Origin of the sequence: Photobacterium gaetbulicola (assembly GCF_003025515.1) — a bacterium.
Lineage (GTDB): Bacteria > Pseudomonadota > Gammaproteobacteria > Enterobacterales > Vibrionaceae > Photobacterium > Photobacterium gaetbulicola.
Genome location: NZ_PYME01000002.1, coordinates 40,022 through 57,327, shown reverse-complemented (window position 1 = coordinate 57,327; position 17,306 = coordinate 40,022). Strand labels below are relative to the sequence as shown.

The following is a 17,306-nucleotide window of genomic DNA, read 5'->3' as shown; positions in this document are numbered from 1 at the left end:
GCACACTTTTTTGGTGGTAGCTTTTATTCGCACACACAGAGACTGGTTACGTCTAGCCCGCCTGAACATTAAGTGGTTCTTTGGTTTACAAGCGGTTTATGGTAATTAGTTTTTGATAATTATGGAGAATTTATCATGAGTAGCGCATTTTTCATCCCTGCGGTAAACCTGATGGGCGCGGGCTGCCTGACTGAAGCCGCTGATTCGGTGAAAGCTCACGGTTTTAAAAAAGCCCTGATTGTGACCGATAAAGTGCTTAGCCAAATTGGTATGGTCAAGCAGGTTGCCGATTTGCTGGCACAGCGTGATATTGATTCTATTGTTTTTGATGGTACACAACCAAACCCGACAATTGGCAATGTTGAAGCCGGTCTGGCATTGCTGAAGGAAGGTGAATGTGACTTTGTGATTTCGCTGGGCGGTGGTTCTCCGCACGACTGTGCCAAGGGGATCGCCCTTGTCGCTGCCAATGGTGGTGAGATTGCTGATTACGAAGGGGTCGACCAATCAGCCAAACCGCAGCTGCCGCTGGTCGCGATCAACACCACTGCCGGTACTGCGAGTGAAATGACCCGCTTCTGTATCATTACCGATGAAGTCCGCCACATCAAAATGGCTATTGTTGATAAGAACACCACCCCGCTGATGTCAGTCAATGATCCTGAGCTGATGCTTGCCAAACCGGCCTCCCTGACGGCGGCAACCGGTATGGATGCACTGACCCATGCCATTGAAGCTTATGTGTCTACGGCGGCAACCCCGATTACTGATGCCGTTGCAATCAAAGCTATCGAGCTGATCCAGGCTCACCTGCGCACCGCAGTGAAAGACGGCCAGAATATCGAAGCGCGCGAGCAAATGGCCTATGCGCAGTTTATGGCCGGTATGGCCTTCAACAATGCTTCACTAGGGTACGTTCATGCCATGGCACACCAGCTTGGTGGTTTCTACGATCTGCCGCACGGTGTTTGTAATGCCGTATTGCTGCCGCATGTTCAGCGCTACAATGCGCAGGTTTGTCCTGAGCGCCTGACCGATGTTGCCAAGGCGATGGGAGTGAAGACCGAAGGATTGACGCCTGAGCAAGGTGCAGAAGCGGCGCTTGAGGCGATCCAGGCACTATCCAAAGATGTCGGCATCCCGGCGGGCCTGGAGGTGCTGGGTGCTAAGGCCGAAGATATTGCTGTGCTTGCGGACAATGCCCTGAAAGATGCATGTGGTTTCACCAACCCGAAACAAGCCAGCCACGAGGAGATCTCAGCCATCTTTGCCGCGGCGATGTAAGCCGTTTAGCGTGCCTGTTTAGCCAAAGCTGATGAAAGGCAAGCAGGCGCTATCCACTGCACTATTGATGTTTGCGCCCGTTATCAAGCGGGCGCTTTTTTCTGCCAAGGGGCCAGAGTCTTACACACTTTTCGAGAATGGTTTAACGTTAGAAGCAGCCGTGCTGGGGTCGGCAGAGGGAGCGGATTGCTGATAATCCAGGATCCCATTCTTTCCCCGTTGCTTGACTTCATACATGGCGAAATCAGCTTGTTGCAGTACTTCACTCATACTTGATGCATTGAGAGGGTATTCGCTGCTGCCGATACTGGCAGAAATCGCGAAAGGCTTGCCATTCAACATTGCCGGCTGCTGGAAGCTGTTGAGCAGTTTTTGGCTGATATTGATTTCGTGTTGCACAGAGAGCGATTCGATAACCGCAAATTCATCCCCGCCCATACGGGCGACGTGGTAGTGTTCCCCGCTTAGTGCCGCCAACCGGTTTGCGACGGTTTTCAGCAGGGTATCCCCTGCATGGTGACCCAGGGTGTCGTTAACCGTCTTGAACCCGTCCAGATCAATCAGGTAGAACCGAAAGGGCTGCTTGGCCTCGATTAACTCATTGAGCTGGTGGTTGAGCCACAACCGGCTATGAATACCGGTCAGGGTATCGCTCATCGCCAGTTTGCGCATCGACTTCGACTCTAGCCATAACGACCATAGCAAAATCCCGCCAAGCAGGACAATTGCGCAGAGCAAGAAATAAATGAGCATTTTCATTGCATGGGTTGCTTTCACTTTTTTAAGTAGATCGCCGCTCGACAGCCGGAATTTGTGGCTGAGGAAAATCACGAGATTTTCGTAGTTGTCTTTCACTTGCTTGATCAAGTCCGATTCCGGCTCCCCCGGCTGGAGCGCAAGTAGCTGCGATTCGATGGACTGGATATAGGCAAACTGCTTGCTGATTTGGTGGTAGGCACCGTCAAAGTGGTAGATATGGCTGATATGGGTATTGGTGAGGATGGTCTTGAATCGGCTCCACAAGATCTCATACTGCAGCATCATATCGTTATGATCACTGGTGCCGACGCTGTAGCGGTGGAGTTGGTGGTGGAATTCGGCGTATTCCTTGTTGAGCTGGAGCACATACCATGCCACTTCATTCTGGCTGTTGGCGATAACATCTGAATTGCGTTTGAGCGCGGTCACGGCCATCAGGATACTGATGAAAAGCAGCGGTGTAATAAAGGCGAGCTGGGTGGTGATTTTACGGCTACGACATTTATCCATAACGCGACTCGGTTAATGCGCTTCGATGTGAGCGAGTTGCCAGACCATGTTTGCCAGGTGCTCGGTTGCTGCGGCGTCGGGGTGTTCATTCAATGAAATAATGATCCAGTACGGACCGTAATCACGCACTTTTAGGTATTGGCCATCTTGCCTGATGGCCAGTAATGGATTGTATTGCTTAATGTAATCATGGCTGACCACTACCGAATAGTCGTTGAGGGCCAGCAGTTTGAGCTTAGAGACCGACAGGTTGAGATGCTCAAGCAATGTCAGCAGCCGGACCCCTTGAAAGGTCGCACTCTGCTCGAGCCATGGCAGGTTAGTCGACAGAGAGGTTTGGGGAAGCTGCTCAAGTTGGCTGCGTTCAAGCTCGAGCGACAACTTTTCCCCCGTCAGGCTTTTGCCTGAAATAGCCAGCGGTATGCCTTGGCCCCATGCGGCAAATGCGGTGAAGAGAGATAAGGAACTGATAAGATAAAAAAGCATTAGTTTTGAGCGTGCTCGCAGCATTGGATCTCCTCCAATATTCATCTTGAATTAATTGTAGTTGCTTCTTGATAAATTGAGGCAAAGAAATGAAAACAAAATAGAACGTGTTCATTGTAAATTTGATTTTTAAGCTTCTTATAAAATCATTTACTTAGCATTGCTTTGTGTTTTTTTTGTACGGCGTTAAGTGGTGAGATCAAAATAATTTCTGAAAAAACTTGAGCTGTTCAGGCTAACTCACTAGAATCCCCCTTCCTTTGTCGCTTGTATGACTTTTGGCCTAGCAGGCGATGCTTATGGTGAAAACCATGTCTATCAGGGCGGAGCCCCTGTTTTGACAACCTTGTGGTTGTATCAATGTTTCCGGCGCCTAAGCGGAAACACTCATTAAACAATCTGTGTTCAACTCGTAAATCCAGGAGTGCAAATTGGAAATTTTCAATTTCGTTCTGGACAACTGGGATGTGATTGTCTCTCGCACTGTAGAGCATCTGTCGTTGGTGAGCCTGGCCGTTGGCCTAGCCATGATGACCGGGGTACCTATTGGTATCGCAATTACCCAGAATCAGCGTGTCGCCAATGTGGTGCTATACGTTGCGTCCATTATCATTACGATCCCTTCTATTGCCTTGTTCGGGATCATGATCCCTGTGCTGTCGATTATCGGCCAGGGTATTGGTTATCTGCCTGCAGTGATTGCGGTTTTGCTGTATTCGCAGTTGCCAATTATTCGTAATACCTACACCGCAATTAACAACGTTGACCCAGCCCTGCGCGAAGCAGCAAGGGGCATCGGCCTGACCAACATGCAACGCCTGCGCCTGGTGGAAATTCCACTGGCAATCCCGGTGATCATGGCCGGTGTGCGCACCGCCGTGGTGATGAATATCGGCGTGATGGCGATCGCCACCTACATCGGTGCTGGTGGCTTGGGGACGTTTATTGCTCGAGGGATCAGCCAGTCTGATCCGCGCCAACTGATAGTTGGTGCTGTAGCTGTGAGCCTGTTGGCAATCTTTGCCGATACGGTATTGGCGAAAATTCAAAAGAAATTCACCCCGAAAGGTGTCGTCGTTCACGGCTAAGTTTTACGAATTTAAGAGGGCGTTTTCATGATTCAACTTGAGAACCTGACAAAAGTTTTTGAAACACCACAGGGTGTGGTGACTGCTGCCGATCATATCAATATGGAAGTACCGACCGGCGAAATCTGTGTCCTGCTGGGCCCGTCTGGCTGTGGTAAAACCACCACGCTGAAAATGATCAACCGCCTGGTCACGCCAACCTCTGGCCGTGTACTGATCAACGGTGAAGATACGACCGATATTGATACGGTGACGCTGCGCCGTAATATCGGTTATGTGATCCAGCAGATCGGTCTGTTCCCAAACCTGACCATCGAAGAGAATATCAGTTTGATCCCGAAACTGATGGGCTGGGATGCCAAGCGCTGCACCCAGCGTGCCAAAGACCTACTGGACATGGTGGCTTTGGATCCGAATACCTTCATGAAGCGCTACCCGAATGAACTATCGGGTGGCCAGCAGCAGCGTGTCGGTGTGATCCGTGCGCTGGCGGCCGATGCACCGGTACTTTTGATGGATGAACCTTTTGGTGCAATCGACCCGATCAACCGCGAAGTGATTCAGGAAGAGTTCCTGAAGATGAACAAAGAGCTGAAGAAGACCATCATGTTCGTATCCCACGATATTGATGAAGCGGTGAAGATGGCTAATAAAGTCGCTATCTTCCGCGATGGCCAGCTTGAGCAATACTCAAGCCCAGACCAGCTTCTGGCTCACCCTGCCACTGACTTTGTGGCCGATTTCGTGGGCACAGACCGAACCCTGAAGCGCCTGCAGTTGTCGACTGCCGGTGAAGTGATGGAACGCCAGGTACCGACCGTATCACCGAATGACACGCTGGATATTGCCCTGCAGCGCATGAATGATTACGGCCACGGCATGATTGTGATGGTGAACAACCAGAACCAGCCAATCGGCATGATCACCAAGTCGGTAGCGATGAGCCAGCGCGGCCTGTGTAGCGACCACTACGATGGCCTGCCTATCCTGATGAACCAGGAGCAGGACCTGCGTGCGGTAGTCTCCAAGATGTTTGCCCATGACATCAGCTGGTTGGCGGTAGTCGACGAGCAGGGCCAATTGTGTGGCGAAATTTCACAGCGTGGTATTACACACCACCTGGGAGCCAGTTTCCGTAAAAAGGGGTAAGGGATGAAGTCGATTAACTTAAGCCCTTACTTTAATGCGCTACTGCTGGTGACTGTATTCCTGCTTGGGATCTGGGTGCAGTCTTCGGGTTTTGTCGAGCAGTTTGTCTACTACTGGGATGAAATCCTGTATCTGTCGGGTCACCATATCAAGCTGACGTTGATCTCAGGTTCTATCGCGATCCTGATTGGTGTGCCGGTAGGGATTATCCTAAGTCGCCCGTCTTGTCGTAAAGCTGCCGATGTGGTGATGCAGATCTTCAACATCGGCACCACGGTTCCGACGCTGGCGGTACTGGCACTGTCGATGAGCTTCTTGGGTATCGGTGACAAGCCGGCGATCTTTGCCTTGGCCTTTGCCTCGGTGCTGCCGATTTTGCGCAATACCTATACCGGTCTGCTTTCTGTGCCTGCACACCTGAAAGAGGCGGCAACGGGTATTGGCCTGACGCCGATACAGCAGCTAGTGAAAGTCGAGCTGCCAAACGCGATGTACGTCATCATGGCCGGTATCCGCACTGCTTTTGCCATCAATATCGGCACCGTGCCCCTGGCGTTTCAGATTGGTGGTACCGGTTTGGGTGAGCTGATCTTCGCCGGTATCGACCTGTATGATACGCCGATGATGCTGGCAGGGGCGATCCCCACTGCGGTATTGGCACTGATCATGGATATGGTCCTGGGGGTTGTGACCTTCCTGATTGTGAGCAAGGGTGTCAACCCTAACCGTAAGTAATGGCACGGAGTAAAACAAAGATGAAACGCGTAATCGCTTTATTGGCTACCGTGGTAATGATGGTCTCGGTTTCGGCACAAGCAGCCGGCAAACTGGTCGTTGGCGGCAAGGGCTATACTGAGCAGCTGATCATGTCTTCGATGACCGCGCAGTATCTTGCGGGCCTGGGTTATGATGTCGACCAGCGTGACGGTATGGGTTCAACCGTGCTGCGTACCGCACAGCTCAATGGCCAGATTGACCTTTACTGGGAGTACACAGGTACCGGTTTGGTCACCTTCAATAAGGTCGTTGAAAAGCTGACGCCCGAGGAGACTTACCTACGGGTTAAAGCACTGGATGAAAAAGTCGGTTTGATTTGGCTCAACCCGTCTCAGGCGAACAACACCTATGCGCTGGCAATGCGCAAAGACTTTGCCAAAGAGAAGGGCATCGAATCGATCACCGACATGATGGACTGGCTGCAATCAGAAGATGGCAAAGATGCACAGATGGCAAGTAACGTTGAGTTCTCGGCCCGCCCGGACGGCTTGAAGTCACTGCTTGAAGCCTATGAGTTCGATATGCCACGCCGTAATCTGCGCAAGATGAACTCGGGTCTGGTATACCAAGCTTTGGCTCAGGAAGTGGTTGACGTCACCATGGTGTTTGCCACCGATGGCCGTGTGAAGGCATTTGGTTTCTATGTACTGAAAGATGACCGCCAGCACTTTCCAAACTACGCCCTGACGCCGGTTGTACGTACCGACGCACTGGATACCAACCCAGAGTTGGCGAATCAGCTCAACAAGCTGTCTGCGCTGATGAACGATGAAACCATGTCCACCCTGAATGCCTTGGTCGACGTAGATGGTTTGTCTATCGAGCGTGTATCTCGCCAATTTCTGGAGCAAAACGGCCTGCTGTAATCACACGATACAGTTTTCTCGCGCCGATATTAATTCAAAGGCCAGCGTCAGCTGGCCTTTTAAGGTTTTATCATGACAAAACAAGTATTACATGTTGGTATTGCCCAGATCGCCCCGCGACTGGCTGATGTCGAGGCCAACCTGCAACAACACCTGAACTACATTGAACAGGCCCGTGAACGTGGCATTGAGCTGCTGCTGTTCCCGGAGCTGTCGCTGACTGGCTACAGCCTGCGAGAACAAACGCTGGATGTCGCCATGCCGGTCAGCCATCCGTTGTTTGACGAATTGGCCGCGGCAGCCGGTGATATGGTCGTCAGTGTCGGGTTTGTCGAAGAAGACAGTGCCGGTGAGTTCTACAATGCCCAGGCGATGGTGAAAAACGGCCAGCTTGTCCATGTCCACCGCAAGCTTAACCTGCCGAACTATGGTGGCTTGGAAGAAGCCAAATGGTACAGCAAAGGCCAAGACCTTGCGCCCTGCGAGCCGATTGCAGGTTGGCCAATGCATACCTTGATCTGTGCAGATTTATGGAACCCAGCGTTACCGCATCTTGCTATGCTGGATAAGCCTGCCCTGATGCTGGCCCCGGTCAACTCGGCGGCAGATATTGTGTCCGATGAATTTTCCAACCCACAGGGCTGGAAAACCAATACCGACTTTATCTCGATGACCTATGGTGTGCCATTGCTGATGGCAAACAGCTGCGCACTTGAAGGCAACAGCCGTTTCTGGGGTGGCTCACGAATTCTTGATGCATTCGGTAACTGCCTGGCAGAAGCCGGTGGTGAGGAAGCGTTGATTAGTGCCAAAGTCGCTCTCAAAGATACCCGCGAGGCACGATTCCAGTTACCGACTATCCGCGATGCAGACAGCCGCTTGGTGCTGGATTTGCTGGCAAAGCGGGTGGGAAAGTAAACCTGATTTGATTTGTAGATTTGGCAGTTTGGGTTTTCAAAACCTACCCGCCAGGGAAGGCACGGGCTGTCGCTCCAGGGTGGAGCGACATGGATGTGTTTATGCGTTTTGAAAATTCATTCTGCCAAATTGAAATTTGATACAGTTTGATGATATCGGTTAGTCGGTAAGTTCTACAACAACGGGCTAAACATATAAAAGAACTGTTCAATCAGTTTGTTGCTGACCCGCCGCTTTTCCCATTCTCTTCTGTCGACCACACTCGCGTCACTCATATATTCCTTTTGCAGCCAGTTCAGCTGCTTGGTGAACTCGGCGTTATCCACTGCCAGGGTGACTTCGAAGTTCAACCACAGGCTGCGCATATCCAAGTTGACCGTACCGATCAGGCAGTGGGTATTGTCAATCACTACCGACTTGGTGTGCAGCAACCCGCCATGAAAGCGGTGGATGCGAACTCCGGCGGCAAGTAGCTCGGAAAAGAAAGAGCGGCTGGCCCATTCCACCATGATGGAGTCATTCTTATCGGGAATGATGATATCTACGGTGACGCCACGGTGGGCAGCCCCTTTCATCGCGTGCAGCAAATTCTCGCTCGGTACAAAATAGGGCGTGGTGATGACCACGCTCTCCTTGGCTTGGTAAATGCTTAGCAACAGAGCTTGGTGGATGATTTCATCGGGCATTCCCGGTCCGGATGGGATCACCTGGATCATATCGGAGGCTTCTACTGAGCTTGGCAACGTACACTCTGGCAATTTAGGCAAGAAGCGCTCCCCGGTTTCCACTTCCCAGTCCCAGGCCTGGATGCCGTTAAGGACCGCGACGGATGGCCCCGTAACCCTGACCATGACATCGATCCACTGGCCGACGCCGGCATCCGTTTTGAAATAGGCCGGATCGACCAGGTTCATCGAGCCGGTATAACCGATTTTCTCGTCGATGACGACGATTTTGCGATGCTGGCGCAAGTCCATCCGGCGCAGGAACATCCTAAATGGGGTAACAGATAATGCTTCGACGATTTCGATACCAGCATGACGCATCAATTTTGGCCAATGGGAGCGGAAGAAACGCATGCTGCCTGCAGCATCGAGTAATATTCTGACGTCGACCCCACGCTTGGCTGCCATGATCAGCGCGGTCGCCACTTCGTCGGCCAGCCCGCCGGGGTGCCAGATGTAAAATTCCATTTGAATGGAGTTGTTGGCCTGGTGAATGTCATCGATGAGGGAGCGCAGGATGGTCTGCGGCGAATCCTGTAGTGACAGGATATTGCCGCTCAGTGCCGGGATACCCAGGCGATTTTCGCATAAATCACTGATAGGGCGGGCATGTTCGCTCATCAGTTCCGGCTGGTGGCCGGGGCAGTCATTGAGTCGCTGGAACCAGTCGGCAAAGGGCTCGAACATGACCTCGGCACGCTGGGCGCGCTTCTTGCCTAAATTGAGTTCACCGAATAATAGATATGCGATCACCCCGCCAATTGGGATGATATAGATAATCATGAGCCAGGCGAGGGAGACGCCGACCACTCTGCGCTTAAAGACAATGCGCATGGTTACGGCAGCAATTATCAGCCAATAGAAGAAGACGCTTGCCCAAGCCAGGACTTGATAAAACTGTTCCATCTTTATTTTTAATGAGTTGGATGTATTACTCTATTTTGCATTGAAACTAGAGGAATACCAGCGAAATTTTCTGCCATTTATGTGCTATGTTTGATAAGGAGAAATCACTGAATTGTATGAGTAATGTAAAATTTGCACGCAGTGAGAGTGCAAAAAATAAGCAAAAAAGAAAGAAATGAGGCCGAAAAGCAGTAAATGATCAAAAAGTAGATGCGCGGGCTTCACATTCTAATCGCAACCTGTTTTACTTGCCATATGTAGAGCGTTATTGAGAACCTTATAAGTGTACATGTAGGTTTACATTTACGTTTACACAACAATTTTATACGCCTACGTAAGCAAACTCTAGCAAACACAACAGAACCTTGGAGAGAACGTGGCTACTACTAATACAACCACACAACCCCGCGATAGCTGGGGTTCAAAATTAGGCTTCGTTATGGCCGCGGCAGGATCCGCAGTAGGTCTTGGTAACATCTGGAAGTTCCCATACACAGCTGGTGAGAGTGGTGGTGGTGCTTTCGTAGCTATTTACCTATTGTTCGTGATCGTTATCGGTTTCAGCGTGATGCTGACTGAATTTGCCGTGGGGCGTAAAACGGGCCTTTCCGCTGTAGGTGCTTTCAAATCAACTGATCGCCGTTGGTCGTTCGTCGGTGTTATCGGTGTTGTCAGTGGCCTACTGATCATGGGCTTCTACCCGGTCGTTGGTGGCTGGGCAATCGCGTACATCTATAAAATTGCAACAGGTCTACTAAGCACACCAGAAGCAATCGGTGATAGCTTCGGTGGCTTCATCTCTAACCCAATCCAGCCGCTGTTCTGGATGGGTCTATACCTGGTGTTCAACATTCTGGTGGTTATCAAGGGTATTTCAGGCGGTATCGAGAAAGCCGGTAAGATCCTGATGCCTCTATTGTTTGCCATCCTTATTCTGGTAGCAGTTAAAGGCCTGAGCCTTCCAGGGGCAACGGCAGGTCTTGAGTTCCTATTCAAACCAGACTTCTCGAAAGTGGACAGCACAGTGGTACTGGCTGCGCTTGGTCAGGCCTTCTTCTCACTCAGCTTGGGTATGGGCTGTATGATCACATACGGTAGTTACCTGAAGAAGAAAGAGAACCTAGTACAAACCACGGCAATGGTAACGGCGATGGATACCGCTGTTGCAATCCTTGCAGGTGTGGCGATGTTCCCTGCCATGTTCGCCTTCAGCATGGAGCCAGCTGCTGGTCCTGGCCTGATCTTCGTTGTTGTTCCTCAGCTATTTGCTGAAATGGGCGGCATTGTTGGCCTCTTGCTTGCGCTACTGTTCTTCATCGGCCTAAGTGTAGCGGCACTGACTTCTTCTGTATCGCTACTTGAAGTGGTTGTGTCATACCTGATTGACGAAAAAGGCATGAAGCGTTCAACAGCAGTGTTCTCGGCAAGTGCTCTAATGGCGTTCCTGTGTGTGTTCGCTTCGCTATCGCTTGGCGGCTTGGGCCCAACACTGTTCGAGACAGGTGCATTTGATATCTTCGACCTGCTTACAGACAAGATTTTCCTAGCGGTAGGCGGTATGTTGGTATGTATTTTTGCCGGCTGGCGCTTGAACCGCAGTGAGCTAGAGAAAGAAATCACCAACGACGGTGAAATTAAATTCCCACTGTTTGGCCTATGGTACAACCTAGTTAAATACGTGATCCCATTTGCTATCGCTATCGTTGCTATCGCAGGTGTGAAAGCGGGCTTTGACAGCGGTAAAGGTGAGATTATGGTGATGGGCCTTGCCATCATCGGTATCGGTGCCTTGATTTCCAAGAAGCTGTAACTTCTGTCTATAGCGTCAATGATTAACTGCGGGAGCCATCGGCTCCCGCTTTTTATTGCTCGGTTGGGGCGGTGTGGAAATACTGCCGAATAGCGGTATACTTCGCACTCCTTATCGGCTAAAGCTGTCAATCAAGAGCCAATCCGCGAAGCGCCAAACAACGAAGAGTGAGTTATGTTCGATATTCTCCACACCCATCCAGACTTTCTTGTGATCAACAAACATCCCGACGTCTCTGTACATAAAGACGATGGTGAGGTGATGCTGTTGCAAGAAGTGGCAAAGCAAAGTGGGGATGCGCAGCTCTACCTGATCCATCGCCTGGATAAGATGACCTCGGGGATCTTATTGCTTGGCCGCAACCGCGAGGCCGCCGCCAAGCTGTCAGCGAATTTTGCTGAGCGTGACGTTGAGAAGTTCTACGTGGCGATTGGCAGCAAGAAACCGAAGAAGAAGCAAGGGGTGGTGATCGGTGATATGACCCGTTCTCGCCGGAGTAGCTGGAAACTGGAAAACAGCCGCGAGAATCCGGCGATCACCCAGTTCTTTTCGGCTGCGGCCGGCCAGGGGCGCCGGCTGTTTCTGTGCAAACCGCATACCGGCAAGACCCATCAGATCCGCGTGGCACTGCGCAGTGTCGGCTCCGGGATCTCCGGTGATACTATCTATGGCAATGAGCTTGCGGATCGTGGTTATCTGCATGCTTACGCATTGTGCTTCGAGTATGCTGGGTACCAGTGGCAGTTTATTTGTCCTCCGGAGCAGGGTGAACTTTGGCACCTGGCAGAGACTCAGCTGGTATTGGCCGAGTGGGCTACGCCTTGGGCGCTGGCATGGCCCGTATTGCCAGGAAAAAGATAATAGCAAATAGCGTCTATGCAAGGTTTTCCGTGGGGCAGTTGGTTATCAAGTAACCGGTTTTTCGCGAAGTTATGTGGAAAAATAGAGCTTAATGATAATAACTTGTACAAGCCTTGTGTTTTTCATTGTTAATTCGCGACTAGCTGCTGTTATTTTAACCGTTTGAAATTACATTACAGAAAAGTTTCCCTTATAATATCGGTCTAGGATTTACCTAGACTGAGATTCAATATGCGCCTTACCCGCTCCGTGTCGCTTCGTATGCGATTAAAGAAAAAAAAGAATCAATCACGTTTTTGGGGGCTGGCGTCATTTCGTCGACAACGCAAATTAGTCAAACACCGCACTCGCCGCCAACGCCAAGTCCGCCTTCAGGCCGAATACGTCCACCTCGCCAGCTATCGTCAACCCGAACAAGAAAACCTTAAGCTCGTGGCTTAATATTATCTTTGCCGCGACGGTGTTTGGTATACTACCGCCCCTGAATTTCCCAAAGCAGTAGAACTATGGAACCGAGTGCAGTAAAAAACCTTGAGCAACACCTAATGGCAGAGCTGGCGACACCGCCAAATGAAGTGCGTCGGTTATTCCATGGCCGTGGCCGCTGTTGGCCGGGGCTTGAACAGTTGACTGTGGATTGGCTAAGTGGCCAGGTGCTGGTTTCATTGTTCAAAGAGCCATCAGAAGAGTTTTTGGTACAGCTGCACCGTATACTTGAAACCTTGGCCGGTACGCCAGTTTGGCAACAATCCGGTGCGACTTCTCTGCTTTTGCAGCACCGTGACCGTCAAGGCTCACCAATGGAAGTGCTTTGGGGCGAAAGCCGAGAGTACCAGGATGTGGTAGAGAATGGCCTTACGTTTAAGTTGGATCTTGGCCGCAAGCAAAATAACGGCCTGTTCCTAGATATGCGCTACGGCCGTGATTGGGTAATGCGTCATGCCGAAGGCAAGCGAGTATTGAATTTGTTCGCTTACACCTGTGGTTTCTCTGTTGCTGCAATTGCTGGTGGGGCAGAGCATGTGGTCAACTTGGATATGGCCAAGGCAGCCTTGAGCCGTGGTCGGGACAACCACCACCTGAATAAGCACGACCTGTCGAAGGTGAGTTTCCTTGGCCATGAACTGTTTAAATCGTGGGGTAAGGTACGCAAGCTTGGGCCGTATGATCTGATCATCATCGATCCGCCATCGTTCCAAAAAGGCAGTTTTGCCTTGACTAAGGATTATCAGAAAATCTTGCGCCGCTTGCCGGAATTGCTGACCGAGAATGGCCAAGTATTGGCCTGCGTGAATGACCCGGGTGTGTCATCATCCTTCTTGATTGAGGGAATGGCTGCCGAAGCGCCGGAGCTTGCCTATCAGCACCGCTTGGAAAATCCGCCGGAGTTCAAGGATATCGACCCGGAAGGTGGTCTGAAAGTACTGCTGTTTGAGCGCGGGTAATTCCCCAGTTCCAAAAGAAAAACGCCAGCAAAGCTGGCGTTTTTTCGAGGGCTTTAAATCATCAGGATGAAAATTTCAAAAGCGCACGAGTACGTCCATGTAGCTCTAAGCCTTCTTCCCTGAAGGCTAAGTTTTGAAATTTTATCCAGCTGTATAAAGCTTCAGTTGGTTGGGTTGATTGCGGGTAAAAAACGCCAATCGCCCGTTACTAATTCGCTAATTGACTACAAACCTCAGCAGTGATCGGCTGCGTCACCATCGGGCGGCCACGCATATCCATAATTACGATATTGTAGTTCACACCCTCGCTCACCATCGGGCTTAACTCTGCACTGTTGCAATAGTTGAGCGCAGCACTCTTGGCGGCCCGCGTTGGCGGCGTCTTACCACCACCACCATATAAAATGGTGATCTCGACAATGTTTTCCCGCGCCTGGGCTTTCATGATCTGATATTGGTCGATCTTCTCGTATGGCGCCTTGTTGTTTATGGCCATGGCGCGGGCTTTTGCCAGATCCATGATTGCCTGCTGCTCGGAGTTTGACGCGCAGCCAGCCAACAAGACAGCGCCTAATAAAACGAGGGTGCGTTTTAGCATAACGTTGTTATCTCATATGACGGATTATGGGAGTACTTTCTTGAACGGCTTGACGATAACCTTTTCGTAGACACCGGCTTCAATATACGGGTCGGCATCGGCCCATGCCTGGGCGTCGTCAATAGAGTTAAATTCGGCGATCACGGTCGAGCCGGTAAAGCCTGCCTCACCAGGATTCTCGCTGTCGATTGCCGGCATCGGTCCGGCGACCAGCAGGCGACCCTGCTCTTGCAAGTCTTTCAAGCGTGCTAGATGTTTTTCACGCACGCCAAGGCGGCGCTCAAGGCTGTTTTCGACATCCTGGGAAAAAATAACGTACCACATGTAGCTCTCTCCATGTAACTGCCGGCCCCACAATACGCTGGTGAAACGGAAGGTGAGGTGACAATGAGTGATAAATTTTTCCTATCATAAATGAAAAAAAAAGCCCTAGCATTATGTTAGGGCTTTTTTGCGGAACTCGATGGTGTTGCATACCAGTCTACATAAGTCTGTGAGCAAAATTTATAACGCAAATTTCATAATTCAATGACTTATAAAGATTGGCACTGTGAGCTTACTTTTTAACTGGACGAGGGCGGCCGTTGCTGTCAATGGCAACATAGTTGAATGTTGCTTCACATACGCGGTAGCGTTCACCGACAGCATCAATGGCAACAGGCTTGACCCATACCTCTAGCGCAACGCTCATCGAAGAGTTACCGATCCGGCAGCATTCGCCGTAGCAGCATACAACGTCCCCCACGCTGACAGGCGCCTTGAAAGCAATGCTATCTACAGACACAGTTACGACACGGCCACCTGAAATTTCTTTCGCCAAGATGGCACCAGCGAGGTCAAGTTGAGACATAATCCAGCCACCAAAGATATCGCCGTTGGCGTTTGTATCGGCTGGCATTGCAAGAGTGCGAAGCAGTAACTGCCCGCGAGGAATATTATTTTCTGATGTCATGATGCGACTCTGTACTATTCTGAATCAGGTTCTTTTGGCATATGGTGGTAAATATAGCCGCCGGTGGCAAGGGTGAAGATCAAAGTCAGAATCAATAGCCCGAAGACTTTGAAATTAACCCACACGTCCAGTGGCAGGCGGAAGGCAATATAGACATTCACGACGGCACATACAACGAAAAACAGTGCCCAGGCGCTGTTTATTCGGTTCCAGACGTTGTCCGGAAGGCTGAGCTCATTGCCTAACATGCCTTTTATCAATGGCTTGCCTAGGTACTGGCTGATGGCCAAGCCAACAGCAAAAATGCCGTAAACAATGGTGACTTTCCACTTGATGAAGTTGTCATCGTGCATGAAAAGGGTTAGCCCGCCAAACACGGCAACCATGACAAACGTCACCAACTGCATTTTCTCGACCTTCTTATACAGCATCCAGGTGACAGCCACCTGAATCGCCGTGGCGATAATCAATGCCCCGGTCGCGACATAGATATCATGAGTTTTATAGAGAATAAAGAATACGACCAGAGGAATAAAATCAATTAGTTGCTTCATTTCAAGAATCACACATGTTTGCTACTTGGCTACATAGTACACCAGTAAGCAAAAGGCTGCAGGTATTAACCCTACAGCCTTTGGTGTTTTTACCATTAGGTTAGCGCAACGTTAGGCATGATGGCTGGATTCCGGCTCCGGTGTCTCCTGCGGCCCGTCGTTGATCATGTTGTCGACAATCACGGCACAAGCGGCATCACCGGTAATATTGAGCGCAGTACGGATCATGTCGAAGATACGGTCTAGGGCAAACAGCAGCGGAAGGCCTTCAATTGGAATACCGGCTGCAAGCAATACCGCCACCACCAAGAAAGAGGGCCCCGGAACACCGGCCTGGCCGACAGCACCCAGCGTCGAGGTGACGATGATGGCGATATAGGCACCCATACCCAGTTCAACGTTGAACATCTGGGCAAAGAAGATAGCAACCAAACCGTAGTAAATCGCATTACCACTCATGTTGATGGTTGCGCCAAGCGGCAGTACAAACGAAGCGGTTGAGTTTTTCACGCCCAACTCTTCCTCACACACTTCCATCGTGACCGGCAGGGTGGCCATGGAGGAAGCGGTAGACAGGGCAACGGCTTGGGGTTTTTTCATGGCCGACAGGAACTTAAGCGGCGAGGTTTTGCTGAATGCTTTGATCATGGCTGGGTAGAAGATAAAGCCGTAGATCAGGATAGCCACGACGTAGACCACAAATAGCTTGAAGACGACCATCAAGGCACTGAAGCCAAAGGTACCTACGGCATCTGCCATCAGGCCGAATACGCCTAGAGGTGCAACCTTCATCACCACGTTGATCATCCATACCATGGCATCAACAATGGCATTCACGCCATTGATCAATGGATCACGACGTTCTTTTTCCAGCTTAGAAACCGCAATACCAAAGAAGAGGCAGAAAACCAAAATTTGCAGGATATTCGCTTCGTTCAGTGACTGGAATACGTTGGTTGGGATCATACCGAGTACGGTTGCCCAGAATGTCGGCATTTCACCCTTGTCGGCATAGACGTTGGAGAACATCCCCTCGACGCCTGTCATGTCGACGCCGACACCCGGCTGGAACACTACGCCCATAAACAGGGCCAAGGCAACAGCCACGGCGGAGGTCAGGCCGAAAAAGCCCAATGTCGAGAGGCCGACTTTCCCGGCGGATTGGCTGCTGCCAAGCCCGGCGGCACCGGAGATAATGGCCACGGCAACCAGTGGGATCACCAACATTTTGATCAGGTGGATGAAGATGCTGCCTAGCGGGGCAAACATACTTGCAGACTGACCCATCATCGCACCGACGAGGGTTCCCACACACATGGCTATGACGACTTGAACGCCGATATTGCCAAACAGTCCTTTTTCTTTTAACACGGTTAGATACCTCAGTTGTGTTTGATATTGTTCGCAAAAATATCGGATATTTGTTTTGTAATTGTACTAATTGTTAATCCAATATTCTGTGCGTGTGTTTTTACACGGAAATATCACGTTGATCAATCATTCTTTTACCAGAGTAGCATTATTGTCTTTCAATCTTGCAATTTGTTGCTACTGGGTGTTAACAAGTTGGTTACTGTATGGGGGAAGGGCAAAGAGATCTTTGATCTTGAACCAAAAA

At 50.5% G+C, this 17,306-nt stretch carries 17 protein-coding genes; 9 read left to right on the top strand and 8 right to left on the bottom strand.

The features are described from left to right. Positions 1-135 precede the first annotated feature (135 nt). Entirely contained in the window at positions 136-1,284 is a 1,149-nt protein-coding gene (gene yiaY / locus C9J03_RS01820) for an L-threonine dehydrogenase (RefSeq protein WP_044623882.1), read from the top strand. A gap of 120 nt (positions 1,285-1,404) precedes the next feature. Here the strand turns inward: yiaY and C9J03_RS01815 are convergent, their stop codons facing one another. Together C9J03_RS01815 and C9J03_RS01810 are read right to left on the bottom strand one after the other, a co-directional pair. Continuing rightward, a complete protein-coding gene (locus tag C9J03_RS01815) occupies positions 1,405-2,553 on the bottom strand; it encodes a GGDEF domain-containing protein (protein ID WP_044623881.1) in 1,149 nt (382 codons plus the stop codon). A 12-nt stretch (positions 2,554-2,565) separates the two neighbouring features. Next, positions 2,566-3,063: a putative pterin-binding protein gene (locus C9J03_RS01810; RefSeq protein ID WP_052260584.1), complete on the bottom strand. Its 498-nt coding sequence runs from the start codon at positions 3,061-3,063 to the stop codon at positions 2,566-2,568. Between the two features lie 407 nt (positions 3,064-3,470). On the opposite strand from C9J03_RS01810, the gene C9J03_RS01805 reads away from it, so the two are divergent. The 5 genes from C9J03_RS01805 (at position 3,471) to C9J03_RS01785 (ending at position 7,837) form a co-directional block, all read left to right on the top strand. Then, the gene (locus tag C9J03_RS01805; RefSeq protein ID WP_039458410.1) at positions 3,471-4,127 is read left to right on the top strand and encodes an ABC transporter permease; all 657 of its coding nucleotides are present in this window, start codon (positions 3,471-3,473) and stop codon (positions 4,125-4,127) included. A gap of 27 nt (positions 4,128-4,154) precedes the next feature. Then, a complete protein-coding gene (locus C9J03_RS01800; RefSeq protein WP_044623880.1) occupies positions 4,155-5,276 on the top strand; it encodes an ABC transporter ATP-binding protein in 1,122 nt (373 codons plus the stop codon). A gap of 3 nt (positions 5,277-5,279) precedes the next feature. Further along, positions 5,280-6,011: an ABC transporter permease gene (locus C9J03_RS01795; protein ID WP_044623879.1), complete on the top strand. Its 732-nt coding sequence runs from the start codon at positions 5,280-5,282 to the stop codon at positions 6,009-6,011. 20 nt (positions 6,012-6,031) lie between these two features. Next, positions 6,032-6,919: a glycine betaine ABC transporter substrate-binding protein gene (locus C9J03_RS01790; protein ID WP_044623878.1), complete on the top strand. Its 888-nt coding sequence runs from the start codon at positions 6,032-6,034 to the stop codon at positions 6,917-6,919. A 72-nt stretch (positions 6,920-6,991) separates the two neighbouring features. Further along, a complete protein-coding gene (locus C9J03_RS01785) occupies positions 6,992-7,837 on the top strand; it encodes a nitrilase-related carbon-nitrogen hydrolase (protein ID WP_044623877.1) in 846 nt (281 codons plus the stop codon). Between the two features lie 173 nt (positions 7,838-8,010). Here C9J03_RS01785 and cls read toward each other — a convergent pair whose 3' ends face one another. Next, entirely contained in the window at positions 8,011-9,468 is a 1,458-nt protein-coding gene (cls, locus tag C9J03_RS01780; protein WP_044623876.1) for a cardiolipin synthase, read from the bottom strand. Positions 9,469-9,844: 376 nt separating this feature from the next. On the opposite strand from cls, the gene C9J03_RS01775 reads away from it, so the two are divergent. The 3 genes from C9J03_RS01775 (at position 9,845) to C9J03_RS01760 (ending at position 13,584) form a co-directional block, all read left to right on the top strand. After that, a complete protein-coding gene (locus C9J03_RS01775; RefSeq protein ID WP_082060654.1) occupies positions 9,845-11,278 on the top strand; it encodes a sodium-dependent transporter in 1,434 nt (477 codons plus the stop codon). Positions 11,279-11,452: 174 nt separating this feature from the next. Next, the gene (locus tag C9J03_RS01770; protein WP_044623874.1) at positions 11,453-12,139 is read left to right on the top strand and encodes a TIGR01621 family pseudouridine synthase; all 687 of its coding nucleotides are present in this window, start codon (positions 11,453-11,455) and stop codon (positions 12,137-12,139) included. A 506-nt stretch (positions 12,140-12,645) separates the two neighbouring features. After that, positions 12,646-13,584 carry a class I SAM-dependent methyltransferase gene (locus C9J03_RS01760; protein ID WP_044623873.1) on the top strand — a complete coding sequence of 313 codons (939 nt, stop codon included), beginning with the start codon at positions 12,646-12,648 and terminating at the stop codon, positions 13,582-13,584. Positions 13,585-13,792: 208 nt separating this feature from the next. On the opposite strand, the gene gspS2 is transcribed toward C9J03_RS01760, so the two are convergent. The 5 genes from gspS2 to C9J03_RS01735 form a co-directional block, all read right to left on the bottom strand. After that, on the bottom strand, positions 13,793-14,182 hold the full coding sequence (gspS2, locus tag C9J03_RS01755; protein WP_039458388.1) for a type II secretion system pilot lipoprotein GspS-beta: 390 nt from the start codon (positions 14,180-14,182) through the stop codon (positions 13,793-13,795). 24 nt (positions 14,183-14,206) lie between these two features. Then, on the bottom strand, positions 14,207-14,506 hold the full coding sequence (locus C9J03_RS01750) for a YciI family protein (RefSeq protein ID WP_044623872.1): 300 nt from the start codon (positions 14,504-14,506) through the stop codon (positions 14,207-14,209). Positions 14,507-14,738: 232 nt separating this feature from the next. Then, on the bottom strand, positions 14,739-15,134 hold the full coding sequence (gene yciA, locus C9J03_RS01745; RefSeq protein ID WP_039458384.1) for an acyl-CoA thioester hydrolase YciA: 396 nt from the start codon (positions 15,132-15,134) through the stop codon (positions 14,739-14,741). A 14-nt stretch (positions 15,135-15,148) separates the two neighbouring features. Continuing rightward, the gene (locus C9J03_RS01740) at positions 15,149-15,688 is read right to left on the bottom strand and encodes a septation protein A (RefSeq protein WP_044624571.1); all 540 of its coding nucleotides are present in this window, start codon (positions 15,686-15,688) and stop codon (positions 15,149-15,151) included. Between the two features lie 111 nt (positions 15,689-15,799). After that, on the bottom strand, positions 15,800-17,074 hold the full coding sequence (locus tag C9J03_RS01735; protein ID WP_039458381.1) for a dicarboxylate/amino acid:cation symporter: 1,275 nt from the start codon (positions 17,072-17,074) through the stop codon (positions 15,800-15,802). Between the last annotated feature and the right edge of the window lie 232 nt (positions 17,075-17,306).

Coding starts and splice junctions, on each gene's coding strand:
- C9J03_RS01815 (WP_044623881.1), bottom strand. CDS start 2,553: ATGGATAAATGTCGTAGCCGTAAAATCACCACCCAGCTCGCCTTTATT.
- yciA (WP_039458384.1), bottom strand. CDS start 15,134: ATGACATCAGAAAATAATATTCCTCGCGGGCAGTTACTGCTTCGCACT.
- C9J03_RS01795 (WP_044623879.1), top strand. CDS start 5,280: ATGAAGTCGATTAACTTAAGCCCTTACTTTAATGCGCTACTGCTGGTG.
- C9J03_RS01740 (WP_044624571.1), bottom strand. CDS start 15,688: ATGAAGCAACTAATTGATTTTATTCCTCTGGTCGTATTCTTTATTCTC.
- C9J03_RS01810 (WP_052260584.1), bottom strand. CDS start 3,063: ATGCTGCGAGCACGCTCAAAACTAATGCTTTTTTATCTTATCAGTTCC.
- C9J03_RS01760 (WP_044623873.1), top strand. CDS start 12,646: ATGGAACCGAGTGCAGTAAAAAACCTTGAGCAACACCTAATGGCAGAG.
- C9J03_RS01800 (WP_044623880.1), top strand. CDS start 4,155: ATGATTCAACTTGAGAACCTGACAAAAGTTTTTGAAACACCACAGGGT.
- yiaY (WP_044623882.1), top strand. CDS start 136: ATGAGTAGCGCATTTTTCATCCCTGCGGTAAACCTGATGGGCGCGGGC.
- gspS2 (WP_039458388.1), bottom strand. CDS start 14,182: ATGCTAAAACGCACCCTCGTTTTATTAGGCGCTGTCTTGTTGGCTGGC.
- C9J03_RS01750 (WP_044623872.1), bottom strand. CDS start 14,506: ATGTGGTACGTTATTTTTTCCCAGGATGTCGAAAACAGCCTTGAGCGC.
- C9J03_RS01790 (WP_044623878.1), top strand. CDS start 6,032: ATGAAACGCGTAATCGCTTTATTGGCTACCGTGGTAATGATGGTCTCG.
- C9J03_RS01785 (WP_044623877.1), top strand. CDS start 6,992: ATGACAAAACAAGTATTACATGTTGGTATTGCCCAGATCGCCCCGCGA.
- C9J03_RS01770 (WP_044623874.1), top strand. CDS start 11,453: ATGTTCGATATTCTCCACACCCATCCAGACTTTCTTGTGATCAACAAA.
- cls (WP_044623876.1), bottom strand. CDS start 9,468: ATGGAACAGTTTTATCAAGTCCTGGCTTGGGCAAGCGTCTTCTTCTAT.